This window comes from Pantoea sp. JKS000250 (assembly GCF_003201065.1).
In the GTDB taxonomy this organism is placed as follows: domain Bacteria; phylum Pseudomonadota; class Gammaproteobacteria; order Enterobacterales; family Enterobacteriaceae; genus Pantoea; species Pantoea vagans.
This window is the reverse complement of record NZ_QICZ01000001.1, coordinates 408,446-426,201: the sequence shown is the minus strand read 5'-3', so window position 1 is coordinate 426,201 and position 17,756 is coordinate 408,446. Positions and strand designations below refer to the sequence as shown.

At 53.2% G+C, this 17,756-nt stretch carries 18 protein-coding genes, 2 tRNA genes and 2 other RNA genes; 11 read left to right on the top strand and 11 right to left on the bottom strand.

Annotated features, from left to right (window positions below; all coding sequences use genetic code 11):
• Positions 1–113: 113 nt before the first annotated feature.
• Complete coding sequence (msrB, locus tag BY447_RS02170; protein WP_013358062.1) at positions 114–524, top strand: peptide-methionine (R)-S-oxide reductase MsrB; 411 nt, start codon at positions 114–116, stop codon at positions 522–524.
• 4 nt (positions 525–528) lie between these two features.
• A complete protein-coding gene (locus BY447_RS02165) occupies positions 529–810 on the top strand; it encodes a YeaC family protein (protein ID WP_110330373.1) in 282 nt (93 codons plus the stop codon).
• 30 nt (positions 811–840) lie between these two features.
• Here BY447_RS02165 and pncA read toward each other — a convergent pair whose 3' ends face one another.
• The 3 genes from pncA to sppA form a co-directional block, all read right to left on the bottom strand.
• Positions 841–1,449 (bottom strand): bifunctional nicotinamidase/pyrazinamidase, encoded by a 609-nt coding sequence (gene pncA / locus BY447_RS02160; protein ID WP_110330372.1) that lies wholly within the window; start codon positions 1,447–1,449, stop codon positions 841–843.
• Positions 1,450–1,465: 16 nt separating this feature from the next.
• On the bottom strand, positions 1,466–2,479 hold the full coding sequence (gene ansA, locus BY447_RS02155; protein ID WP_033783270.1) for an asparaginase: 1,014 nt from the start codon (positions 2,477–2,479) through the stop codon (positions 1,466–1,468).
• Positions 2,480–2,564: 85 nt separating this feature from the next.
• Entirely contained in the window at positions 2,565–4,427 is a 1,863-nt protein-coding gene (gene sppA, locus BY447_RS02150) for a signal peptide peptidase SppA (protein WP_110330371.1), read from the bottom strand.
• A 173-nt stretch (positions 4,428–4,600) separates the two neighbouring features.
• Between sppA and BY447_RS02145 the strand changes: the two genes are divergently transcribed.
• From BY447_RS02145 to BY447_RS02135, 3 genes are all read left to right on the top strand, one after another.
• Positions 4,601–5,152 carry an NAD(P)H nitroreductase gene (locus tag BY447_RS02145; protein ID WP_110330370.1) on the top strand — a complete coding sequence of 184 codons (552 nt, stop codon included), beginning with the start codon at positions 4,601–4,603 and terminating at the stop codon, positions 5,150–5,152.
• A 193-nt stretch (positions 5,153–5,345) separates the two neighbouring features.
• A complete protein-coding gene (locus tag BY447_RS02140) occupies positions 5,346–7,262 on the top strand; it encodes a DNA topoisomerase III (RefSeq protein WP_110330369.1) in 1,917 nt (638 codons plus the stop codon).
• A complete protein-coding gene (locus tag BY447_RS02135; RefSeq protein ID WP_003852760.1) occupies positions 7,259–7,570 on the top strand; it encodes a YnjH family protein in 312 nt (103 codons plus the stop codon). Before BY447_RS02140 ends, BY447_RS02135 begins: the two co-directional genes overlap by 4 nt.
• Positions 7,571–7,603: 33 nt before the next feature.
• Here BY447_RS02135 and xthA read toward each other — a convergent pair whose 3' ends face one another.
• From xthA to BY447_RS02100, 7 genes are all read right to left on the bottom strand, one after another.
• On the bottom strand, positions 7,604–8,410 hold the full coding sequence (gene xthA / locus BY447_RS02130; RefSeq protein WP_033783267.1) for an exodeoxyribonuclease III: 807 nt from the start codon (positions 8,408–8,410) through the stop codon (positions 7,604–7,606).
• 170 nt (positions 8,411–8,580) lie between these two features.
• Positions 8,581–8,708: non-coding RNA, RtT sRNA (locus tag BY447_RS02125), on the bottom strand.
• 40 nt (positions 8,709–8,748) lie between these two features.
• Positions 8,749–8,876: non-coding RNA, RtT sRNA (locus tag BY447_RS02120), on the bottom strand.
• A 40-nt stretch (positions 8,877–8,916) separates the two neighbouring features.
• Positions 8,917–9,001: transfer RNA gene (locus tag BY447_RS02115), tRNA-Tyr, on the bottom strand.
• Positions 9,002–9,040: 39 nt separating this feature from the next.
• Positions 9,041–9,125, bottom strand: a tRNA-Tyr gene (locus tag BY447_RS02110).
• 145 nt (positions 9,126–9,270) lie between these two features.
• A complete protein-coding gene (gene purU, locus BY447_RS02105) occupies positions 9,271–10,119 on the bottom strand; it encodes a formyltetrahydrofolate deformylase (RefSeq protein WP_003852258.1) in 849 nt (282 codons plus the stop codon).
• Positions 10,120–10,175: 56 nt separating this feature from the next.
• Positions 10,176–10,631, bottom strand: coding sequence for a YchJ family protein (locus tag BY447_RS02100; RefSeq protein WP_110330368.1), 456 nt, complete (start codon positions 10,629–10,631; stop codon positions 10,176–10,178).
• A gap of 96 nt (positions 10,632–10,727) precedes the next feature.
• On the opposite strand from BY447_RS02100, the gene rssA reads away from it, so the two are divergent.
• From rssA to BY447_RS02075, 5 genes are all read left to right on the top strand, one after another.
• Complete coding sequence (rssA, locus tag BY447_RS02095; protein WP_013358054.1) at positions 10,728–11,633, top strand: patatin-like phospholipase RssA; 906 nt, start codon at positions 10,728–10,730, stop codon at positions 11,631–11,633.
• Between the two features lie 99 nt (positions 11,634–11,732).
• Entirely contained in the window at positions 11,733–12,749 is a 1,017-nt protein-coding gene (gene rssB / locus BY447_RS02090; protein ID WP_013358053.1) for a two-component system response regulator RssB, read from the top strand.
• A gap of 193 nt (positions 12,750–12,942) precedes the next feature.
• Entirely contained in the window at positions 12,943–13,851 is a 909-nt protein-coding gene (gene galU, locus BY447_RS02085; RefSeq protein WP_013358052.1) for a UTP--glucose-1-phosphate uridylyltransferase GalU, read from the top strand.
• Positions 13,852–13,873: 22 nt separating this feature from the next.
• Positions 13,874–15,214: a UDP-glucose dehydrogenase family protein gene (locus BY447_RS02080; RefSeq protein ID WP_013358051.1), complete on the top strand. Its 1,341-nt coding sequence runs from the start codon at positions 13,874–13,876 to the stop codon at positions 15,212–15,214.
• A 14-nt stretch (positions 15,215–15,228) separates the two neighbouring features.
• Entirely contained in the window at positions 15,229–16,236 is a 1,008-nt protein-coding gene (locus BY447_RS02075; protein ID WP_013358050.1) for an NAD-dependent epimerase, read from the top strand.
• 76 nt (positions 16,237–16,312) lie between these two features.
• Here BY447_RS02075 and hns read toward each other — a convergent pair whose 3' ends face one another.
• Entirely contained in the window at positions 16,313–16,723 is a 411-nt protein-coding gene (hns, locus tag BY447_RS02070) for a histone-like nucleoid-structuring protein H-NS (protein ID WP_033732837.1), read from the bottom strand.
• A 408-nt stretch (positions 16,724–17,131) separates the two neighbouring features.
• On the opposite strand from hns, the gene tdk reads away from it, so the two are divergent.
• Entirely contained in the window at positions 17,132–17,752 is a 621-nt protein-coding gene (tdk, locus tag BY447_RS02065; protein WP_033783265.1) for a thymidine kinase, read from the top strand.
• The last annotated feature ends 4 nt before the right edge of the window (positions 17,753–17,756 follow it).

Below are 17,756 nucleotides of genomic sequence, written 5' to 3'. Positions count from 1 at the left end.
CGCTTTGCAGTGAACGGCATGAAAGGGTGAGCACAAAAAAAGACCCAGTAATGTTGATCGTTTGTTAGAATAATAGTCGAATTTTTCAGAATGGCACTTCCCGGAATCCTAAAATGGCTAAAGACACCGCACCCGAAGCAAAAATTGCGCAGCTGACTGAAATGCAGCGCTACGTCACTCAGCATCGCGGAACGGAACCGCCTTACAGCGGCGCGTTGCTCCACAACAAGCAGGAAGGGATTTATCACTGTCTGGTTTGTGAGGCGCCACTTTTCCTCTCAGAGACCAAATATGATTCAGGCTGTGGCTGGCCCAGTTTTTACCAGCCGGTGAATGATGATGCGATTCGCTATATCGAAGACAACTCTCATGGCATGCAGCGTGTTGAGATCCGCTGCGGGAGTTGCGATGCGCATCTGGGGCATGTCTTCCCCGATGGTCCGCAACCGACCGGTGAACGCTACTGTGTTAACTCCGCCTCGCTGAATTTCACTGACGAGCAGGGCGAACAGACCAAAGGGTAAGGCGATGAAGGAACAACTTGAAGCAATGCTTGCGTCGATGACACCTGAAGTCTACGAACGACTGGCAACAGCAGTTGAGATTGGAAAATGGCCGGATGGCGTGGCACTGACGCAGGAGCAGCGCGACAACTGCCTGCAACTGGTTATGCTGTGGCAGGCAAGACACAACGATGCGCCGCAGCATATGACCATCGCTAAGGGCGGCGAGATGGTGATGAAGTCGAAAAAAGAGCTGAAAGACGCGTTCGGCATTGACCCGGATGTCACCCGCATTCACCTGCACTAAAAAAAAGCTGGCGTCATGCCAGCTCCATTTTTAAATCAGAATCGCGCCCTGAGCCGTCATCTGAGCAAAGGCGATTTCACTGTCATCAGGATTCAGATTGACGCCGCGGCAGCCTTCTTTGACCACCTCGACGTGATACCCCAATTCCAGCGCATCCAGCACGCTATATTTCACACAGTAATCTGTCGCCAGCCCCAGCATCACCAGATGGGTGATGCCACGCTCACGTAGCCAGCTGTCCAGCTCGGTTTTACGACGGTGGCCATTATCAAAAAAGGCGCTGTAGCTGTCGACATCCTGATCTTCACCTTTATGGAACGTCGCATCGAACAGTGAACGATCCAGACCGGGATGGAAGTCGGCACCTTCTGAGCCCTGAATGCCGTGATCGGGCCACCAGATTTGTGCCAGACCATTTAACTCGCCCAGCGTGTAGACCGGCTCACCGGAAACCGAGGCAAAGCTGCCGTGATCGGCCGGGTGCCAGTCCTGCAGTGCCAGTACGCATTCACCGTTTTCACGGAACAGCCGCGCATAGCGATTGGCCACCTCGACCGTGTGGTCGCCCTCATGGACTGCCATCGGGCCGCCGGGGCAAAAATCGTTCTGAATATCAATAATGATGAGTGCCCGCTTCATTACATGTCGCTCCGTTTCAGTCTTCAGTCAGTTCGCCGCGCAAATTCTGCTGCATTCTGGCACGGATTTGATCGGCAGAGAGTTCCTGGCTGAGTAAAAAGTGTAGCTTGGTCAGCGCGGCTTCTACCGTCAGGTCAAATCCGCTAATCACGCCAGCCTCTTCCAGCGCATTGCCGGTGGCGTATCCGCCCATATTCACCTTGCCTGAAATACACTGGGTCAGGTTAACTACCACGATACCACGTTCGCTGGCCTGCTGAAGTTCGGCCAGAAATTCCTTGTTCTGCGGGGCATTGCCCACGCCATAAGAACGCAGAATCAGCGCCTTCACCGGCTGACGCAGGAAGTTACGCACCACGTCGGCGGAAATTCCAGGGTAGATGGTGACCACACCAATGGGCTGAGGCGTAATGGTGTGAACTTTCAGTTCGCCCTGACCGGATGGGGCAGGTGGCGTATTGAGGCGGCGAATATGAATGCCCGCTTCCAGTAGTGCAGAGAGGTTCGGCGACGCGAAGGCGTTGAAGCCATCGGCATGGGCCTTGGTCGTACGGTTACCGCGATAAAGTGTGTTATTGAAAAACAGAGACACTTCGCTAATCGGGTAGTTAGCCGCCACATAGAGCGAATTTAACAGATTCTGCTGACCATCTGAGCGCAGCTCCGCCAGGGGGATCTGCGACCCGGTCACGATCACCGGCTTGGCCAGATTTTCCAGCATGAACGAGAGCGCGGAAGCGGTAAACGCCATGGTGTCAGTGCCATGCAGAATCACAAAGCCATCATAGCGATCGTAATTTTGTCGGATATCGTTGGCGATAAACTGCCAGTCTTCCGGGGTCATGTCGGATGAGTCGATCAGCGGCTGATATTCATGAATGGTGAAATCAGGCATCTCGGGGCGGTGGAACTCGGGCATATTCGCCAGCTGCTGCTGCAGGTGCCCTGAGACCGGAATATAGCCCTGCGCAGAGCGCTGCATACCGATTGTCCCGCCCGTGTAGGCTACGTAGATGTTTTTCTTTTGCATTAGAGAACTCAGACTCGCCATAAAACGCGCAGTATAAGGGGAATAGCGGGGAAAAGCAGCCCGACCAGCGGCCGGGCTGAGAGGTTTATCGCACTTCGCCGCAGTTCAGGCAGAAGGCATAACGGTTCTGAGGATCGTTCTGCTTGTCGAACAGACCCGGCTGGGCTTTCATGGCACTCATCACATCCAGCATTGGTGCAGGCAGCCAGGTTTTCAGTGTATCCGGCAATACGGCCTGTACCGAGGCGTTCATCTGGCCCAGCACCATATCCAGGAAGGTCGGTTCATCCTGATACCAGCTCAGCATGGGTTTACTGACTTTCGCCAGCTCGCCCGCCTTCTTCACGGCATCATCGAAGTCACCCAGCGCATCCACCAGACCATTGGCTTTGGCATCGCTGCCGGTCCAGACATGGCCCTGCGCTATCGCATCAATCTGCTCTGGAGTTTTATGACGCGACTTCGCCACCAGACCCACAAAATTGCGGTAACCATTTTCGATAGTCAGCTGCATCAGCTGCTGAACTTCTGCTGGCAGCGCTTTGGTGGTGGAGATATCCGCCAGCGGGGAGGTCGCGACGCCATCCGTGTGCACGCCAATGCTGTCCAGACTGTTCTCCAGCGTATTGATCACGCCGAAGATACCAATCGAGCCGGTCAGCGTGCTGGGGTTCGCCACAATGTAGCTGGCAGGCGTTGAGATCCAGTAACCGCCGGATGCCGCCATGCCGCCCATAGAGACCACAATCGGCTTACCTGCGGCCTGGGCCGCCGCCAGCTCTTCACGAATTGCTTCCGATGCTGTCACGCTGCCACCCGGGCTGTTCACCCGCAGAATAATCGCTTTGATTTTTGGATCGAGACGCGCATCGCGGATCTGAGCGGCTGTCGTGTCGCCACCGACGTTGCCCGGCGTCTCTTCGCCATCCATGATGGCACCGCTGGCCATGACGACCGCAATGTTGCCATCCTGCTGCGAGGAGGCCGGTTTCACGCTGTAGTCATAGATGCTGACGCTACGGTAATCGTTGCTCTGCTTATCCAGACCAAAGGTTTTCACCAGCTCCTGATCGGCTGCTGCACGGGAACCCAGGGCATCGACCAGCTTGTTATCCAGCGCATATTGCGCGGTGTCGCCTTTAACCGCGTTTAAACCAGCAATGATCGCTGCTGCGCCCGGGAAGAGTTGTTCCGGCGTCAGCTGGCGATTCGCCGCCACGGTATTCAGGTAGTTCTGCCACAGCTGACCTACCCAGCGGCTATCAGCGTCACGTGCCGCGGGTGACATGTCGTCACGCAGGAACGGCTCGACCGCTGATTTGTAGGTCCCGACACGGAAGACGTGTGAGGTGACTTTCAGCTTCTCCAGCAGGGTTTTGTAATAGAGTCCGTTAGTGGCGAAGCCATGCAGATCCACTGTGCCCTGCGGCGACAGATAGATTTTTGTGGCGTAGCTGGCAAGGTAGTATTGCGCCTGGCTGTAGCTGTCGCCCAGAGCATAAATTGGCTTGCCGCTGTCGCGGAATTCACGCAGCGCTTTACCCACATATTGCAGCGAAGGCTGATCGCCACCGGCAAATTCGCGTAAATCCAGCACCATGCCTTTAATATTGCTGTCGCCCTTTGCCTGGCGAATGGCATCGACCACATCAAACAGCGAATTTTCCTGTAAGCGGTCACTGCTGGCACCCAGCAGCTGGCGGCCAATTTTATTCAGACGGTTGCTTACCGACGGTTTATCCACCAGTACGCCGCTGAGATCGACTTTCAGTGCGCCCTGCTGAATCGGCGCTGAACTGCCGCCCGAACCGCTGACCTGCAGCCAGATCCCCACACCCACCACAATCAATAAAATCAGGAAAATATTCAGAATGAATTCCCTGATAAAATTCAATACCCGCCAGCTCCAGCGGAACAGACCTGCAATTATTCGCCACAATGTGCGCATCAGACTCTCCATAAATATGTAGCAGGAAGTGGCCGCCGCGCGGACCAGACTTCCCCGACGAGCTCATCCTAAAGAGCGGCGTGTTAAAAGTCAGCAGGAAATCACTGCGCACTGTTACAAAAAAACTGCCTGTGCCAGGATAACGGCAACATTACAGAGATCGGGAGAGAAACATGGACGCACTGGAGTTACTGGTCAACCGACGTTCGGCTTCACGCCTGACTGAGCCGGCACCGGCGGGTGACGCACTGGAAAATATCCTGCGGGCGGGCATGCGCGCCCCGGATCACGGCACGCTGCAACCCTGGCGCTTCATCATTGTAGAAAATGAAGGGCGTGACCGGATGAGTCAGCTACTGGAGAAGGCGGCACGTGATAATCAACTGGATGAAAAGGCGATTAACAAAGCGAGCCAGGCGCCGTTTCGCGCACCGATGATCATTACAGTGTTGGCACATTGCGAAGCGCACCACAAAGTGCCGCGCTGGGAACAGATCGCCTCGGCCAGCTGTGCAGTGATGGCGATGCAGATGGCGGCGCTTGCTCAGGGGTACAATGGTATCTGGCGCAGCGGTCCCTGGACCGATGACGAGCAGGTCCGGCAGGGTTTTGGCTGCCGCGAGCAGGATGCCATCGTCGGCTTCCTCTACCTGGGCACCCCGCAACTGAAATCCAGCACTACGGTGCTCCCGCCAGACACTGCGCCTTTCGTCCGTTACTTCTGATCTGCCTGTCCGGTTCCGGCAGGGTGCTTTGCAGCCCTGCCTGTTGCACGGTTCCTGTACGAACGATCGCTAACACCGCGCGTCATGCTTACACCCGAAGCCCTGCCAGGCTAACATAGCCCGCGAGATTCCAACCGACAGCGAACAACCGGTTATCACTGTGTTCCCCTGATGTTAAGGATGTCCTGATTCAATGCGTTTGTTTATTGCGGAAAAACCGAGCCTTGGGCGTGCTATCGCAGATGTGCTGCCGAAACCGCATCGCCGCGGTGATGGCTTTATTGCCTGCGGCAACGATCAGATCGTCACCTGGTGCGTGGGACACCTTCTTGAGCAGGCGCAGCCCGACAGTTATGACAGCCGTTACGCGCGCTGGTCGCTGAACGATCTGCCGATCATTCCGGAAAAATGGCAGCTGAAACCGCGTCCGTCGGTTGCGAAGCAGCTGAAAGTGGTTGAAGGTCTGCTGGCGCAGGCGAGTGAAGTGGTGCATGCCGGTGACCCGGACCGTGAAGGGCAGTTGCTGGTGGATGAGGTGCTGGATTACCTGAACCTGCCCGCTGAAAAACGCAGTAAAGTGCAGCGCTGTCTGATCAACGATCTTAACCCTCAGGCAGTGGATCGCGCCGTAAATCGCCTGCGTGAGAATCGCGAGTTTATCCCGCTGTGCGTTTCTGCGCTGGCCCGCGCCCGGGCTGACTGGCTCTACGGCATCAATATGACCCGCGCCTGGACGCTGCTGGGACGCAATGCCGGCTACGATGGTGTGCTGTCAGTAGGCCGGGTACAGACACCAGTGCTGGGGCTGGTAGTGCGGCGCGATGAGGAGATCGAAAACTTCTTGCCGAAAGACTACTTCGAAGTTAAAGCGCATATCCTCACGCCTGATGGTGCCAGATTTGTTGCCAGCTGGATCCCCAGCGAAGCCTGTGAGCCGTGGCAGGATGAAGAGGGACGGCTGCTCAAACGCGCACTCGCAGATCATGTGGTGGCGCGTATCACCGGTCAGCCCGCCATCGTCACGGCTTACAGCGATAAGCGCGAAAATGACGTCGCTCCGCTGCCATTCTCCCTGTCCAGCCTGCAGATCGAGGCCGCAAAACGGTACGGACTGAGTGCCCAGACGGTCCTGGACACCTGTCAGCGGCTCTATGAGACCCACAAACTGATTACCTATCCGCGTTCAGATAGCCGCTATCTGCCGGAAGAGCATTTTGCCGGTCGTCATGCGGTTTTAAAGGCGATACAGGCGCATCAGCCCCAGCTCACCCCACCAGCAGACTTTAACGCCGATCGCAGAAACCGCTGCTGGGACGATAAAAAAGTCGATGCTCACCACGCTATTATTCCCACGGCCCGAAGCAGCGCGGTGAAGCTCAGTGAAAACGAACAGCATATTTATGAGCTGGTAGCGCGCCAGTATCTGATGCAGTTCTGCCCGGATGCGGTATTCCGTAAATGTGTCATCGACCTTGATATTGCGGGCGGAAAGTTTGTGGCGAAAGCGCGCTTCCTCGCAGAGGCTGGCTGGCGCGCGCTGCTCGGCAGCAAAGAGCGGGATGAAGAGAACGACGGCATGCCGCTGCCGGTGGTAGCGAAGGGTGATGCGTTGCTATGTGAGCGTGGCGAGGTGCTGGCGAAGCAGACTCAGCCGCCACGCCCGTTTACCGATGCGACAATTCTTTCTGCAATGACCGGCATCGCCCGTTTCGTTCAGGATAAAGAATTAAAGAAAGTGCTGCGTGCGACCGATGGTTTAGGAACGGAAGCCACACGCGCCGGCATTATCGAATTACTGTTTCGTCGTGGCTTCCTGGTGAAGAAGGGCCGTTACATCAATTCCACGGATGCCGGACGCGCCCTGATTCACTCTCTGCCCGATCTGGCAGCGCGCCCGGATATGACGGCGCAGTGGGAATCGACACTGACGCGTATCAGCGAAAAGGCCTGCCGCTATGATGAGTTTATGCAGCCGCTGGTGCAGACCTTAACCGGCCTTATCCAGCAGGCGCGGCAGCAGCCTGCGGCGCATGCATTTCGGGGATTACCGTCCACCGGACAGAAACGTCCGGTGCGCAAAACCAAGCGTAAAGTGAAGGAGACTGAATGAGGCATTATTCGGTATTTCTGGTCGTGGCTCTGACGCTGGTGACCAGCGCAGTGCAGGCCAACAGTCGTTATCAGTCGATGCCACAACAGGGCAGCAACGGTGTGAACACAGATGTGGTGGTGGATATGCCGCCGGAAGCCTGGACGCAGTCAGAGAGACGCCAGCAGGACTGTCTCCGCTGCTGTATTTTTGAGAACCGCAACTACACAGAAGGCGCGGTAGTGAAATCTGAGGGTGTGCTGCTGCAGTGCGCGCGTGATGAACAGTCTCTTGGCACCAACAATCTGATCTGGAAAATAGTGAAATAGCCGTCGCGTGGCGTTCTGCCACGCGACCATTAATTAAAAGCGGAAGGTTGACCAGATGGGGGCGTGGTCAGACGGCTTCTCCATGCCCCGAATCTCATAATCAATGCCGCTCTCAACGCAGTGTGATGCCAGATTTTTACTTGCCAGCACTAAATCAATGCGTAAGCCACGATTATCATCAAACCCTTTCGAACGATAATCGAACCAGGAGAAACGGTCCGCCACCTCCGGGTTGTGCTCGCGCCAGGTATCCACCAGTCCCCAGCCCAGCAGGCGATCCATCCACTCACGCTCTTCCGGCAGGAAAGAGCATTTGCCGGTGCGCAGCCAGCGCTTGCGGCTCTCCTCACCAATGCCAATATCCAGATCGGTGCTGCTGATATTCATGTCGCCCATAACCAGAACCGGTTTATCGGCAGGCAGATCGTCGGTCAGCAGGCGTTGCAGATCGCGATAGAACTTCTCTTTAGCCGGGAACTTGGTGGGATGATCGCGACTCTCGCCCTGTGGGAAATAGCCATTGATCACTGTGATGTCGCCAATCGGGCTGGGGATTTCCGCCATGATCAGGCGGCGCTGGGACTCTTCGTCATCGCCCGGAAAGCCCCGGCTCACTGAAACGGGCTGCGCTTTGGTTAGCAACGCCACGCCGTAGTGGCCTTTCTGTCCATGATAAAAGACGTGATAGCCAAGCTTTGCCACCTCCTCCAGCGGAAACATGTCGTCGTGGACCTTGGTTTCCTGCAGACCGATCACATCGGGCTGATGCTGTTCGACAAGCGCCTGAAGCTGATGCGGGCGGGCACGCAACCCATTGATGTTAAATGAAACAAATTTCATGAGATCGACCATTGTTCAGCGAGTAATGGGCAAAGATGGTAGCGATTTTTATTGAAGAAGTCATGGCAGAACAGGCTGAGATTGTGCGAAAGCGGGTAAGAAACGTGAGGAGGTGTAAGGCAGAACAAGGGGCTCAGATATTTTTTGGGAGTCGTGTGCGATATACAAGATGGTGGTTGGAGAAGGATTATTCGGCGCGTTGCGCCTCACCCTTCGGGCCGCGCTGAAGCGCGTTGTCTCGCGATGCTCGACACGAACCTTGATCGAAGGTTCTCATCCATCTCCCCGCAGAACAGGTAGCTTTTGAGTTAGTCTGGGATTATCTGCAATATACAAGATGGTGGTGGGAGAAGGATTATTCGGCGCGTTGCGCCTCACCCTCCGGGCCGCGCTGAAGCGCGTTGTCTCGCGATGCTCGACACGAACCTTGATCGAAGGTTCTCATCTCTCTCCCCGCAGAACAGGAAGCTTTTGAGTTAGTTTGGGATTGTCTGCAACATGCAAGATGGTGGTGGGAGAAGGATTCGAACCTTCGAAGTCTGTGACGGCAGATTTACAGTCTGCTCCCTTTGGCCGCTCGGGAATCCCACCAGGGATATTTGAAGTGGCTTAAGATGATTCAGATTCAGATGGTGGTGGGAGAAGGATTCGAACCTTCGAAGTCTGTGACGGCAGATTTACAGTCTGCTCCCTTTGGCCGCTCGGGAATCCCACCATGGCCTGAATCTTTGTCTCTGTAAAGCGGGGCGCATCATACCAAATGCGATAAGGGTGTAAAGCGCCCACTGGCAAAACCGCAACTGTTTGCCCACTTTTTACACGTAGCGCTGAATCTGCAGACAATTCAGCGCCCTGACTGATTAAAGAATAATCGTACGGTTACCGTAAACGAACACGCGCTGTCCCAGTACTTTGTACAGAGCGTTGCTCAGGACATTCTTTTCTACGTCGCGACCGGCACGCATCATCTCATCCGCGGTGTAGCTGTGATCGACGTTAATCACATCCTGCATGATGATTGGACCTTCATCGAGATTGTCATTCACGTAGTGCGCGGTAGCACCGATGATTTTCACGCCACGCTCATAAGCCTGATGGTAAGGGCGGGCTCCGATAAAGGCGGGCAGGAAGGAGTGATGAATATTGATAATCTGATTCGGATAACGCTGCACGAAAGCGGGCGTCAGAACGCGCATATATTTTGCCAGCACCACGTAATCGGGCTGATAGCGGTCAATCTCTTCTACCATGCGGTTATCGTGCTCTTCCCGCGTCAGCCCCTCATGACTCACCAGCACAAACGGAATATCGAAACGCTCAACCAGTGAACGCAGGGTGTCGTGGTTACCCACCACCGCTGCAATTTCCATATCCAGGCCGCCAAACGCGCTCTTCATTAACAGATCGCCCAGGCAATGTGCCTCTTTAGTCACCAGAATCACTACACGACGGCGACCGGCACTGTGAAGTTCCCGCACGGAACCCTGCGGCAGGGCGCTGTCGAGATCGGCGAGCAGGGTATTGTCGTTAAAAATCCCTTCCAGCTCGGTGCGCATGAAAAAACGCCCGGTGCGATGATCAACAAACTCATTGTTCTGCACGATATTAAGTTCGTGCTTGTAACAAATATTGGTGATTTTGGCGATCAGACCTTTTGCATCGGGACAAATGGTTCGTAAAACTTTTCTTTGCATGGTTTGCGCTTGCATCTCAATCAGAGTCCTGTCAAAGCATTAGGGTGTAAACCGCTGGGGTAGCCGTCAGCTTAACCACAACATTTTTTGTATTTTTTGCCACTGCCGCACGGGCAGGGATCGTTACGCCCCACGGGCGGTTTTGTTCCGTCAACATAGTACCAGCGTTGATCCTCGCGAAGAAAGCGTGAACACTCATGAATGGTATGAATGTTGGTTTTCTCGCGGTATCGCGCAAAAAAGGTAACGAAAGCTTCGTTCTCATGGCTTCCATGATTACAACGGGTTACATTCAGGCTAAGCCATTCGGTGCCTGGAAAACTTTCAGATAAAAGCCCCGACAGCGCCGGATGGCGTTTCTCAGGATGCCAGGTTTCAACCAGATAGTCCGCATTATGCTGAACATAGGCGCAATAACGGGATCGCATAAGTTGTTCAGCTGTAAGAGGAATCTGGTTACCCTGCAGAAAGGGCCCGCAACATACGCTATACTGCTCTCCGCTACAACATGGGCAGGTTTCTGACACATTGTCTCCCGGGAATGATGAGTCGATTTCACAAGCGCGCTATGTTAGCTGACCCCACGTTGTGACGCTACGTATTGACGGCAGGACCAGATACAAATGAGAAAGGTAAAAATTGGATTGGCTCTGGGGTCTGGAGCGGCCAAGGGATGGGCGCACATTGGCGTGATTAACGCGCTGGAACGTGCGGGCATTGAGATCGACGTTGTTGCAGGCTGCTCAGTCGGCGCACTGGTCGGGTCTGCCTATGTGAATAACCGTCTGCCGCTGATGCAGAAATGGGTGAGCGCATTTCGCTACTGGGATGTAATTCGCCTGATGGATGTCTCCTGGCAGCGCGGCGGACTATTACGCGGCGAGCGGGTATTCAGCCATGTCCGTCAGTTGATCCCGAATGATGCGATAGAGCACTGTAATAAACCCTTCGGCGTGGTGGCGACCAACCTGAGTACGGGGCGTGAGCTCTGGCTGACTGAAGGCGATCTTCATCAGGCGGTACGCGCATCCTGCAGTATGCCAGGTTTATTACCGCCGGTGGGCTACAATGGGTATTGGCTGGTGGATGGCGCCGTCGTGAACCCGGTGCCGATTTCACTGACGCGTGCCCTGGGGGCAGACATTGTTATCGCCGTTGACTTACAGCATGACGCACATTTAATGCAGCAGGATCTCTTTTCCGTTACACCTCAGAACAGTGAAGAAGAAGCCGCCGCAGCGGCATTGAGTTGGAGTGGAAAGTTGCGACAGCGCCTGGTGAATTTTACTCAGCGCCGTGCATCTCAGTCACCTGGCGCGATGGAGATTATGTCTACCTCTATCCAGGTGCTGGAGAATCGTCTTAAGCGAAACCGTATGGCAGGCGATCCGCCCGATGTTTTGATACAGCCGGTCTGTCCGCAAATTTCGACGCTGGACTTTCATCGTGCTGAAGAGGCCATTGAGGCAGGCAGGGCCGCCGTAGAGAAGAAAATGGATGAACTATTACCACTGGTCCGTGGCAGATAATCAGGTTGTTCATTCAAAACGGTGACTTCGGGCAATTCTGAAAGGCGCAACTGCGTTTTATGAACCACTATTGAATTATCTGGTACGCAGGGGGAAAGAATGGAAAAACCACTACTCGGCAAAAAGATACTCATTGTCGAAGATGAGGCTGTTTTCCGTTCGTTGCTGGACCAATTTTTGTTATCGATGGGTGCTGTGACGTTACAAGCGGAAGATGGTCTGGAAGCAATTGCACAACTACAACAGCATACTGTCGACCTGATTATCTGCGATCTGGAAATGCCCCGTATGAGTGGCATCCAGTTCGTTGAGCATATTCGTACCCGTGGCAATGTCGTGCCGATTCTGATCATCTCGGCCACTGAAAATATGTCCGATATCGCCCACGTACTGCGTCTTGGGGTGCAGGATGTGCTGCTTAAGCCACTCAAAAACTTCGAACGCTTCCGTGAAGCGGTTTATGAGTGCCTTTATCCCTCAATGTTCACCTCAAAGGTGGAAGAGGATGAGCAGCTTTTCCAGGACTGGGATGCGCTGGTTCGCGATCCAAAAGCAGCCGCCAAGCTGCTCAAGCAACTCCAGCCGCCGGTGCAGCAGACCATTGCTAACTGCCGGATTAACTATCGTCAGCTGACGATGGCCGAGCAGCCTGGGCTGGTACTTGATATCGCGGCACTCTCCGATAAAGATCTGGCGTTCTACTGTCTCGACGTGACGCGCGCCGGTGATAACGGCGTGCTGGCGGCGCTATTATTGCGTGCTCTGTTTAATGGCCTGCTGCAGGAGCAGCTTACGGGCCAAAAACAGCGTCTGCCGGAGCTGAATGGACTACTCAGACAAGTCAATCTGCTGCTGCGCCAGGCGAACCTGAGCGGTCAGTTCCCGCTGCTGGTGGGTTACTATCATCGCGGTTTAAAAAATCTGATTCTGGTTTCAGCCGGATTAAACGCCACGCTTCATGTTCATGCCCATCAGATTCAGCTCAGTAATGGTGTCCCGCTTGGCACTATGGGCAGCACCCATCTTAATCAAATCAGTCAACGCGCAGACAACTGGCAGTGCCACGTCTGGGGCGCGGGCGGTCGTATCCGGCTGATGCTGTCCACGGAAGAATAAGTGCAAAAAACAGTGAGATTCTGGTGCTGATCTCAGGGCCAGAGTTTAGCTTTACAGTTGGGTAATAGTCTTAATTTCGACGGTTTGGTCCCTTCCAGGATAAATCCGTTCGATACTAACTGATATACTCATTTCCGATTTTAAACCGACATATCAAGTATTAACTTGAACGGCCTATGAGAGAGGTATCTTAATGTCTGCCAATAATACCAAAGTAAAAAAAGCGGTAATCCCGGTAGCGGGTTTGGGTACGCGTATGCTCCCGGCTACCAAAGCGATTCCAAAAGAGATGTTACCGCTGGTTGATAAGCCGTTAATCCAGTATGTCGTTAACGAGTGTATCGCTGCTGGCATCAACGAAATTGTGCTGGTTACGCATTCATCAAAAAATGCCATCGAAAACCACTTTGATACCAGCTTCGAACTGGAATCAATGCTGGAAAAACGCGTTAAGCGTCAGCTGCTGGATGAAATCCAGTCTATCTGCCCGCCACACGTTACCATCATGCAGGTCCGTCAGGGCATCGCTAAAGGTCTGGGTCACGCTGTGATGTGTGCACACCCGCTGATCGGTGATGAGCCATTTGCGGTCATCCTGCCAGACGTCATCATCGACGAATATGAATCCAACCCAACCAAAGATAACCTGGCAGAGATGCTGAGCCGTTATGAAGAGTCTGGCCGCAGCCAGATCATGGTTGAGCCGGTTGCCGATGTTACCGCGTACGGTGTTGTTGATTGCCAGGGCGCAGAACTGAACCCAGGCGACAGCGCACCTATGGTCGGTGTAGTTGAGAAGCCTAAAGCGTCAGAATCACCATCAAACCTGGCCGTTGTAGGTCGTTATGTGCTGTCTTCAGACATCTGGCCACTGCTGGCGAAAACGCCTCCGGGTGCAGGCGGCGAAGTTCAGCTGACTGACTCCATTGCTATGCTGATGGAAAAAGAGACTGTCGAAGCTTATCACCTGAAAGGCGTGAGCCATGACTGTGGTAACAAGCTGGGCTACATGCAGGCTTTCGTTGAGTACGGTGTTCGTCATCCGGTATTGGGCAAAGATTTCTCTGAATGGCTCGATGGCGCAGTTGGCAACAAAAAGTAATTCATAAACACAGGATAACTCGATGAAAGTCACTGTATTTGGTATCGGCTATGTCGGTCTGGTTCAGGCTGCGGTGTTAGCCGAAGTCGGACATGACGTTCTCTGCATTGATGTCGACGCTAATAAAGTCGAAAATCTGAAAAAAGGCATCATTCCTATTTTCGAACCAGGTTTAACTCCGCTGGTAATGTCCAATTACGAAGCGGGTCGTCTGAAGTTCAGCACTGATGCTGAGCTGGGCGTAAACCATGGTGTTATGCAGTTTATTGCAGTTGGTACACCACCGGACGAAGACGGCTCTGCCGATCTGAAATATGTGACCGCCGTAGCGCGCACCATTGCGCAGCATATGAACGATCACAAAGTGGTTATCGACAAATCAACCGTTCCGGTTGGCACAGCAGACAAAGTTCGTGCAGTAATGACGGAAGCGCTGAAAGCGCGTGACGCCAACATCACCTTCGATGTGGTTTCAAACCCGGAATTCCTGAAAGAGGGTGCAGCAGTTAATGACTGTATGCGTCCGGAGCGTATTGTTGTCGGTACTGACAACGACGACGTGGTCGAACTGTTACGCGAGCTCTATGAGCCGTTTAACCGTAACCACGATCGCATGATCATGATGGATATCCGCAGCGCAGAGCTGACCAAGTATGCCGCGAACTGCATGCTGGCAACCAAAATCAGCTTTATGAACGAGATGTCTAACCTGGCTGAACGTTTAGGCGCGGATATTGAGAAAGTACGCCAGGGTATCGGTTCTGATCCCCGCATTGGCTACCACTTTATCTATCCTGGCTGTGGCTACGGCGGCTCCTGCTTCCCGAAAGATGTGCAGGCGTTAATCCGTACCGCTGAGTCTATTGGCTATCAGCCACGTCTGTTGCAGGCGGTGGAAGATGTGAATGACAACCAGAAAAACAAGCTGCCTACCTTCATTAAGCGTCATTTTGGTGACGATCTGAAAGGTAAAACGTTTGCACTCTGGGGCCTGTCATTCAAGCCGAACACTGACGACATGCGTGAAGCCTCCAGCCGTGTGCTGATGGAAACGCTGTGGGAAGCAGGCGCATCTGTTCAGGCGTTTGACCCTGAAGCGATGGATGAAGCGCAGCGCATCTATGGTCACCGCAGCGATCTGAAGCTGATGGGGACCAAAGAAGCCGCACTGCAGGGCGCAGACGGTCTGGTCATCTGTACGGAGTGGCAAAATTTCCGTGCGCCTGACTTCGACGTTATCAAAAATGCACTGAAAGAAGCCGTGATTTTTGATGGTCGTAACCTGTATGATCCAGAGCGTATCAGCAAACGCGGTTTCGTTTATTATGCAATCGGCCGCGGAGCGTCTATTCAAACTGCATAATTAACGAGGGATTTATGAACTTTCTGGTCACCGGCGCCGCAGGCTTTATTGGTTTTCATGTCAGTCAGCGTCTGCTGGCCGCCGGTCACCAGGTTGTCGGTATCGACAACCTGAATGATTATTACGACGTAAATCTCAAGCATGCTCGTCTCGATTTAATTAAAGCTGATTCCGGTTTTACATTTATTGAGATGGATCTGGCGGACCGTGACGCAATTGCGTCACTGTTCGACCAGCACACATTCCAGCGCGTTATTCACCTTGGCGCTCAGGCTGGCGTCAGGTACTCCATTGAAAACCCCCATGCCTACGCAGACTCAAATCTGATCGGCCACCTCAATATTCTTGAAGGCTGCCGTCACCATAAAATTGAACATCTGCTCTACGCCTCATCCAGTTCAGTTTATGGCCTGAATCGCAAAATGCCGTTCTCAACCGAAGACAGCGTTGATCACCCGGTTTCTTTATATGCGGCGACCAAAAAAGCTAATGAGTTAATGTCGCACACTTACTCACATCTTTATCAGTTGCCGACGACCGGACTGCGCTTCTTTACCGTTTACGGTCCATGGGGCCGTCCCGATATGGCACTCTTTAAGTTCACCCGGGCAATGATTGCGGGTGAAGCGATAGATGTTTATAACCAGGGCCAGATGAAACGCGACTTTACCTATATTGACGATATTGCTGAAGCGATTGTCCGCCTGCAGGATGTTATTCCGCAGCAGGATGATAACTGGACCGTTGAAACCGGTTCACCCGCAACCAGCTCTGCGCCTTATCGGGTTTACAATATTGGTAACAGTCAGCCGGTTACGTTGATGAACTATATCGAAGCGATTGAGAAAGCCCTGGGGATTACGGCGAAGAAAAATCTGATGCCAATGCAGCCCGGCGACGTACTGGAAACCAGTGCGGATACCGAAGCGCTGTATAAGGCCATTGGTTTTAAACCGCAGACCGGGGTCGAAGAGGGCGTTAAAAACTTCGTTGACTGGTATCGCGATTTCTACCGCGTCTGATTAACAGAAAAAGGAAGCTTCGGCTTCCTTTTTTATTGGTTATCAGGCTAACGCTTAAGCGGCGAAGCCGTATGCATTACAGTAAAAAATCGTCCAGTGATTTACCCTGTTCTTCCAGCGCTTTTTTAATCACGGCCGGTGTCCGTCCCTGACCTGTCCAGGTTCTGGACTCGCCTTTTTCATCAGTATAACCATATTTGGCCGGACGCACTGAGCGTTTACCTTTTGCCGCAGCGCGGGGAGTGGCGGTCAGCGTGTTAATCAGTTCATTCGGGTCGATTCCATCCGCCAGCAGCATTTCACGATACTGATTAAGCTTACGCGTGCGTTCTTCATTTTCTGCCTGAAAATGTGACTCTTCTTCGCGGCGTTCTTTTACCACCACGTCCAGTTTTTCCAGCATCTCTTCCAGTGTTTCGACGGAATACTCTCTGGCCTGGGCGCGCAGCGTACGGATATTATTAAGAACTTTTAGTGCTTCGCTCATTGTCCTGGTCTCTGAATAAGGGAAAAGTTGTGTTGCCCGCTAATAGTAGTGGTGACATTAAATAACTTCAATCTTAAAAAAATATTCAGAACGATAATTGCCAGAGTAATTAAAATAATCACCTTCAAAATTCCACGGTAATGGCAAATAAAAAATAGTTTCCGCGGGTCTGATATGCAATAAATTTAATGTATTTAGCGTAGTAACAAAAATGTCATTCCTTTTGTTGCGGGTAAAATAAGCAAAACTTATCCAGCGTGAAGTGTACATAACCGGCACCCTGTGAAGCACGAAGAGGAATAACCACTCAGCCGTTACGCTTTAATTACCGCTACAGCGCAACGTATTACCTGCACTTTGTGATAATATGCGCGCCATTCCGTTAAGTCCTGATGAAGATACGCTCCTATGGCTCAACTCTATTTTTATTACTCTGCCATGAATGCAGGGAAATCGACGGCACTGCTGCAATCCTCCTATAACTATCAGGAGCGCGGCATGCGTTCGCTGGTCTACACCGCTGAGATCGATAACCGGTTCGGTGCCGGGCAGGTGAGTTCCCGTATCGGACTCTCGTCGCCGGCCATGCTCTACAATGCTGAAACCGCACTCTACAGCGACATTGCCGCCGAACATGCTGCGCAGCCAATCCACTGCGTGCTGGTTGATGAGAGTCAGTTCCTGACCCGGGAACAGGTTAAAGCGCTCTCTGATGTCGTAGACGATCTGGATATTCCGGTACTCTGCTATGGCCTGAGAACCGATTTTCGCGGTGAACTGTTTGTGGGCAGTCAGTATCTGCTGGCATGGGCAGATAAGCTGGTTGAACTGAAAACCATTTGTCACTGTGGCCGCAAGGCGAGCATGGTGCTGCGACTGGATAGCGAAGGTAAACCGTTCAGTGAAGGCGAGCAGGTGGTCATTGGCGGTAACGAACGTTATATCTCCGTCTGCCGTAAGCATTACAAACAGGCGATAGAGCAGGGATCGTTACAGGCGATTCACGGCGCACAGACTCCGCTGAATTAACCGC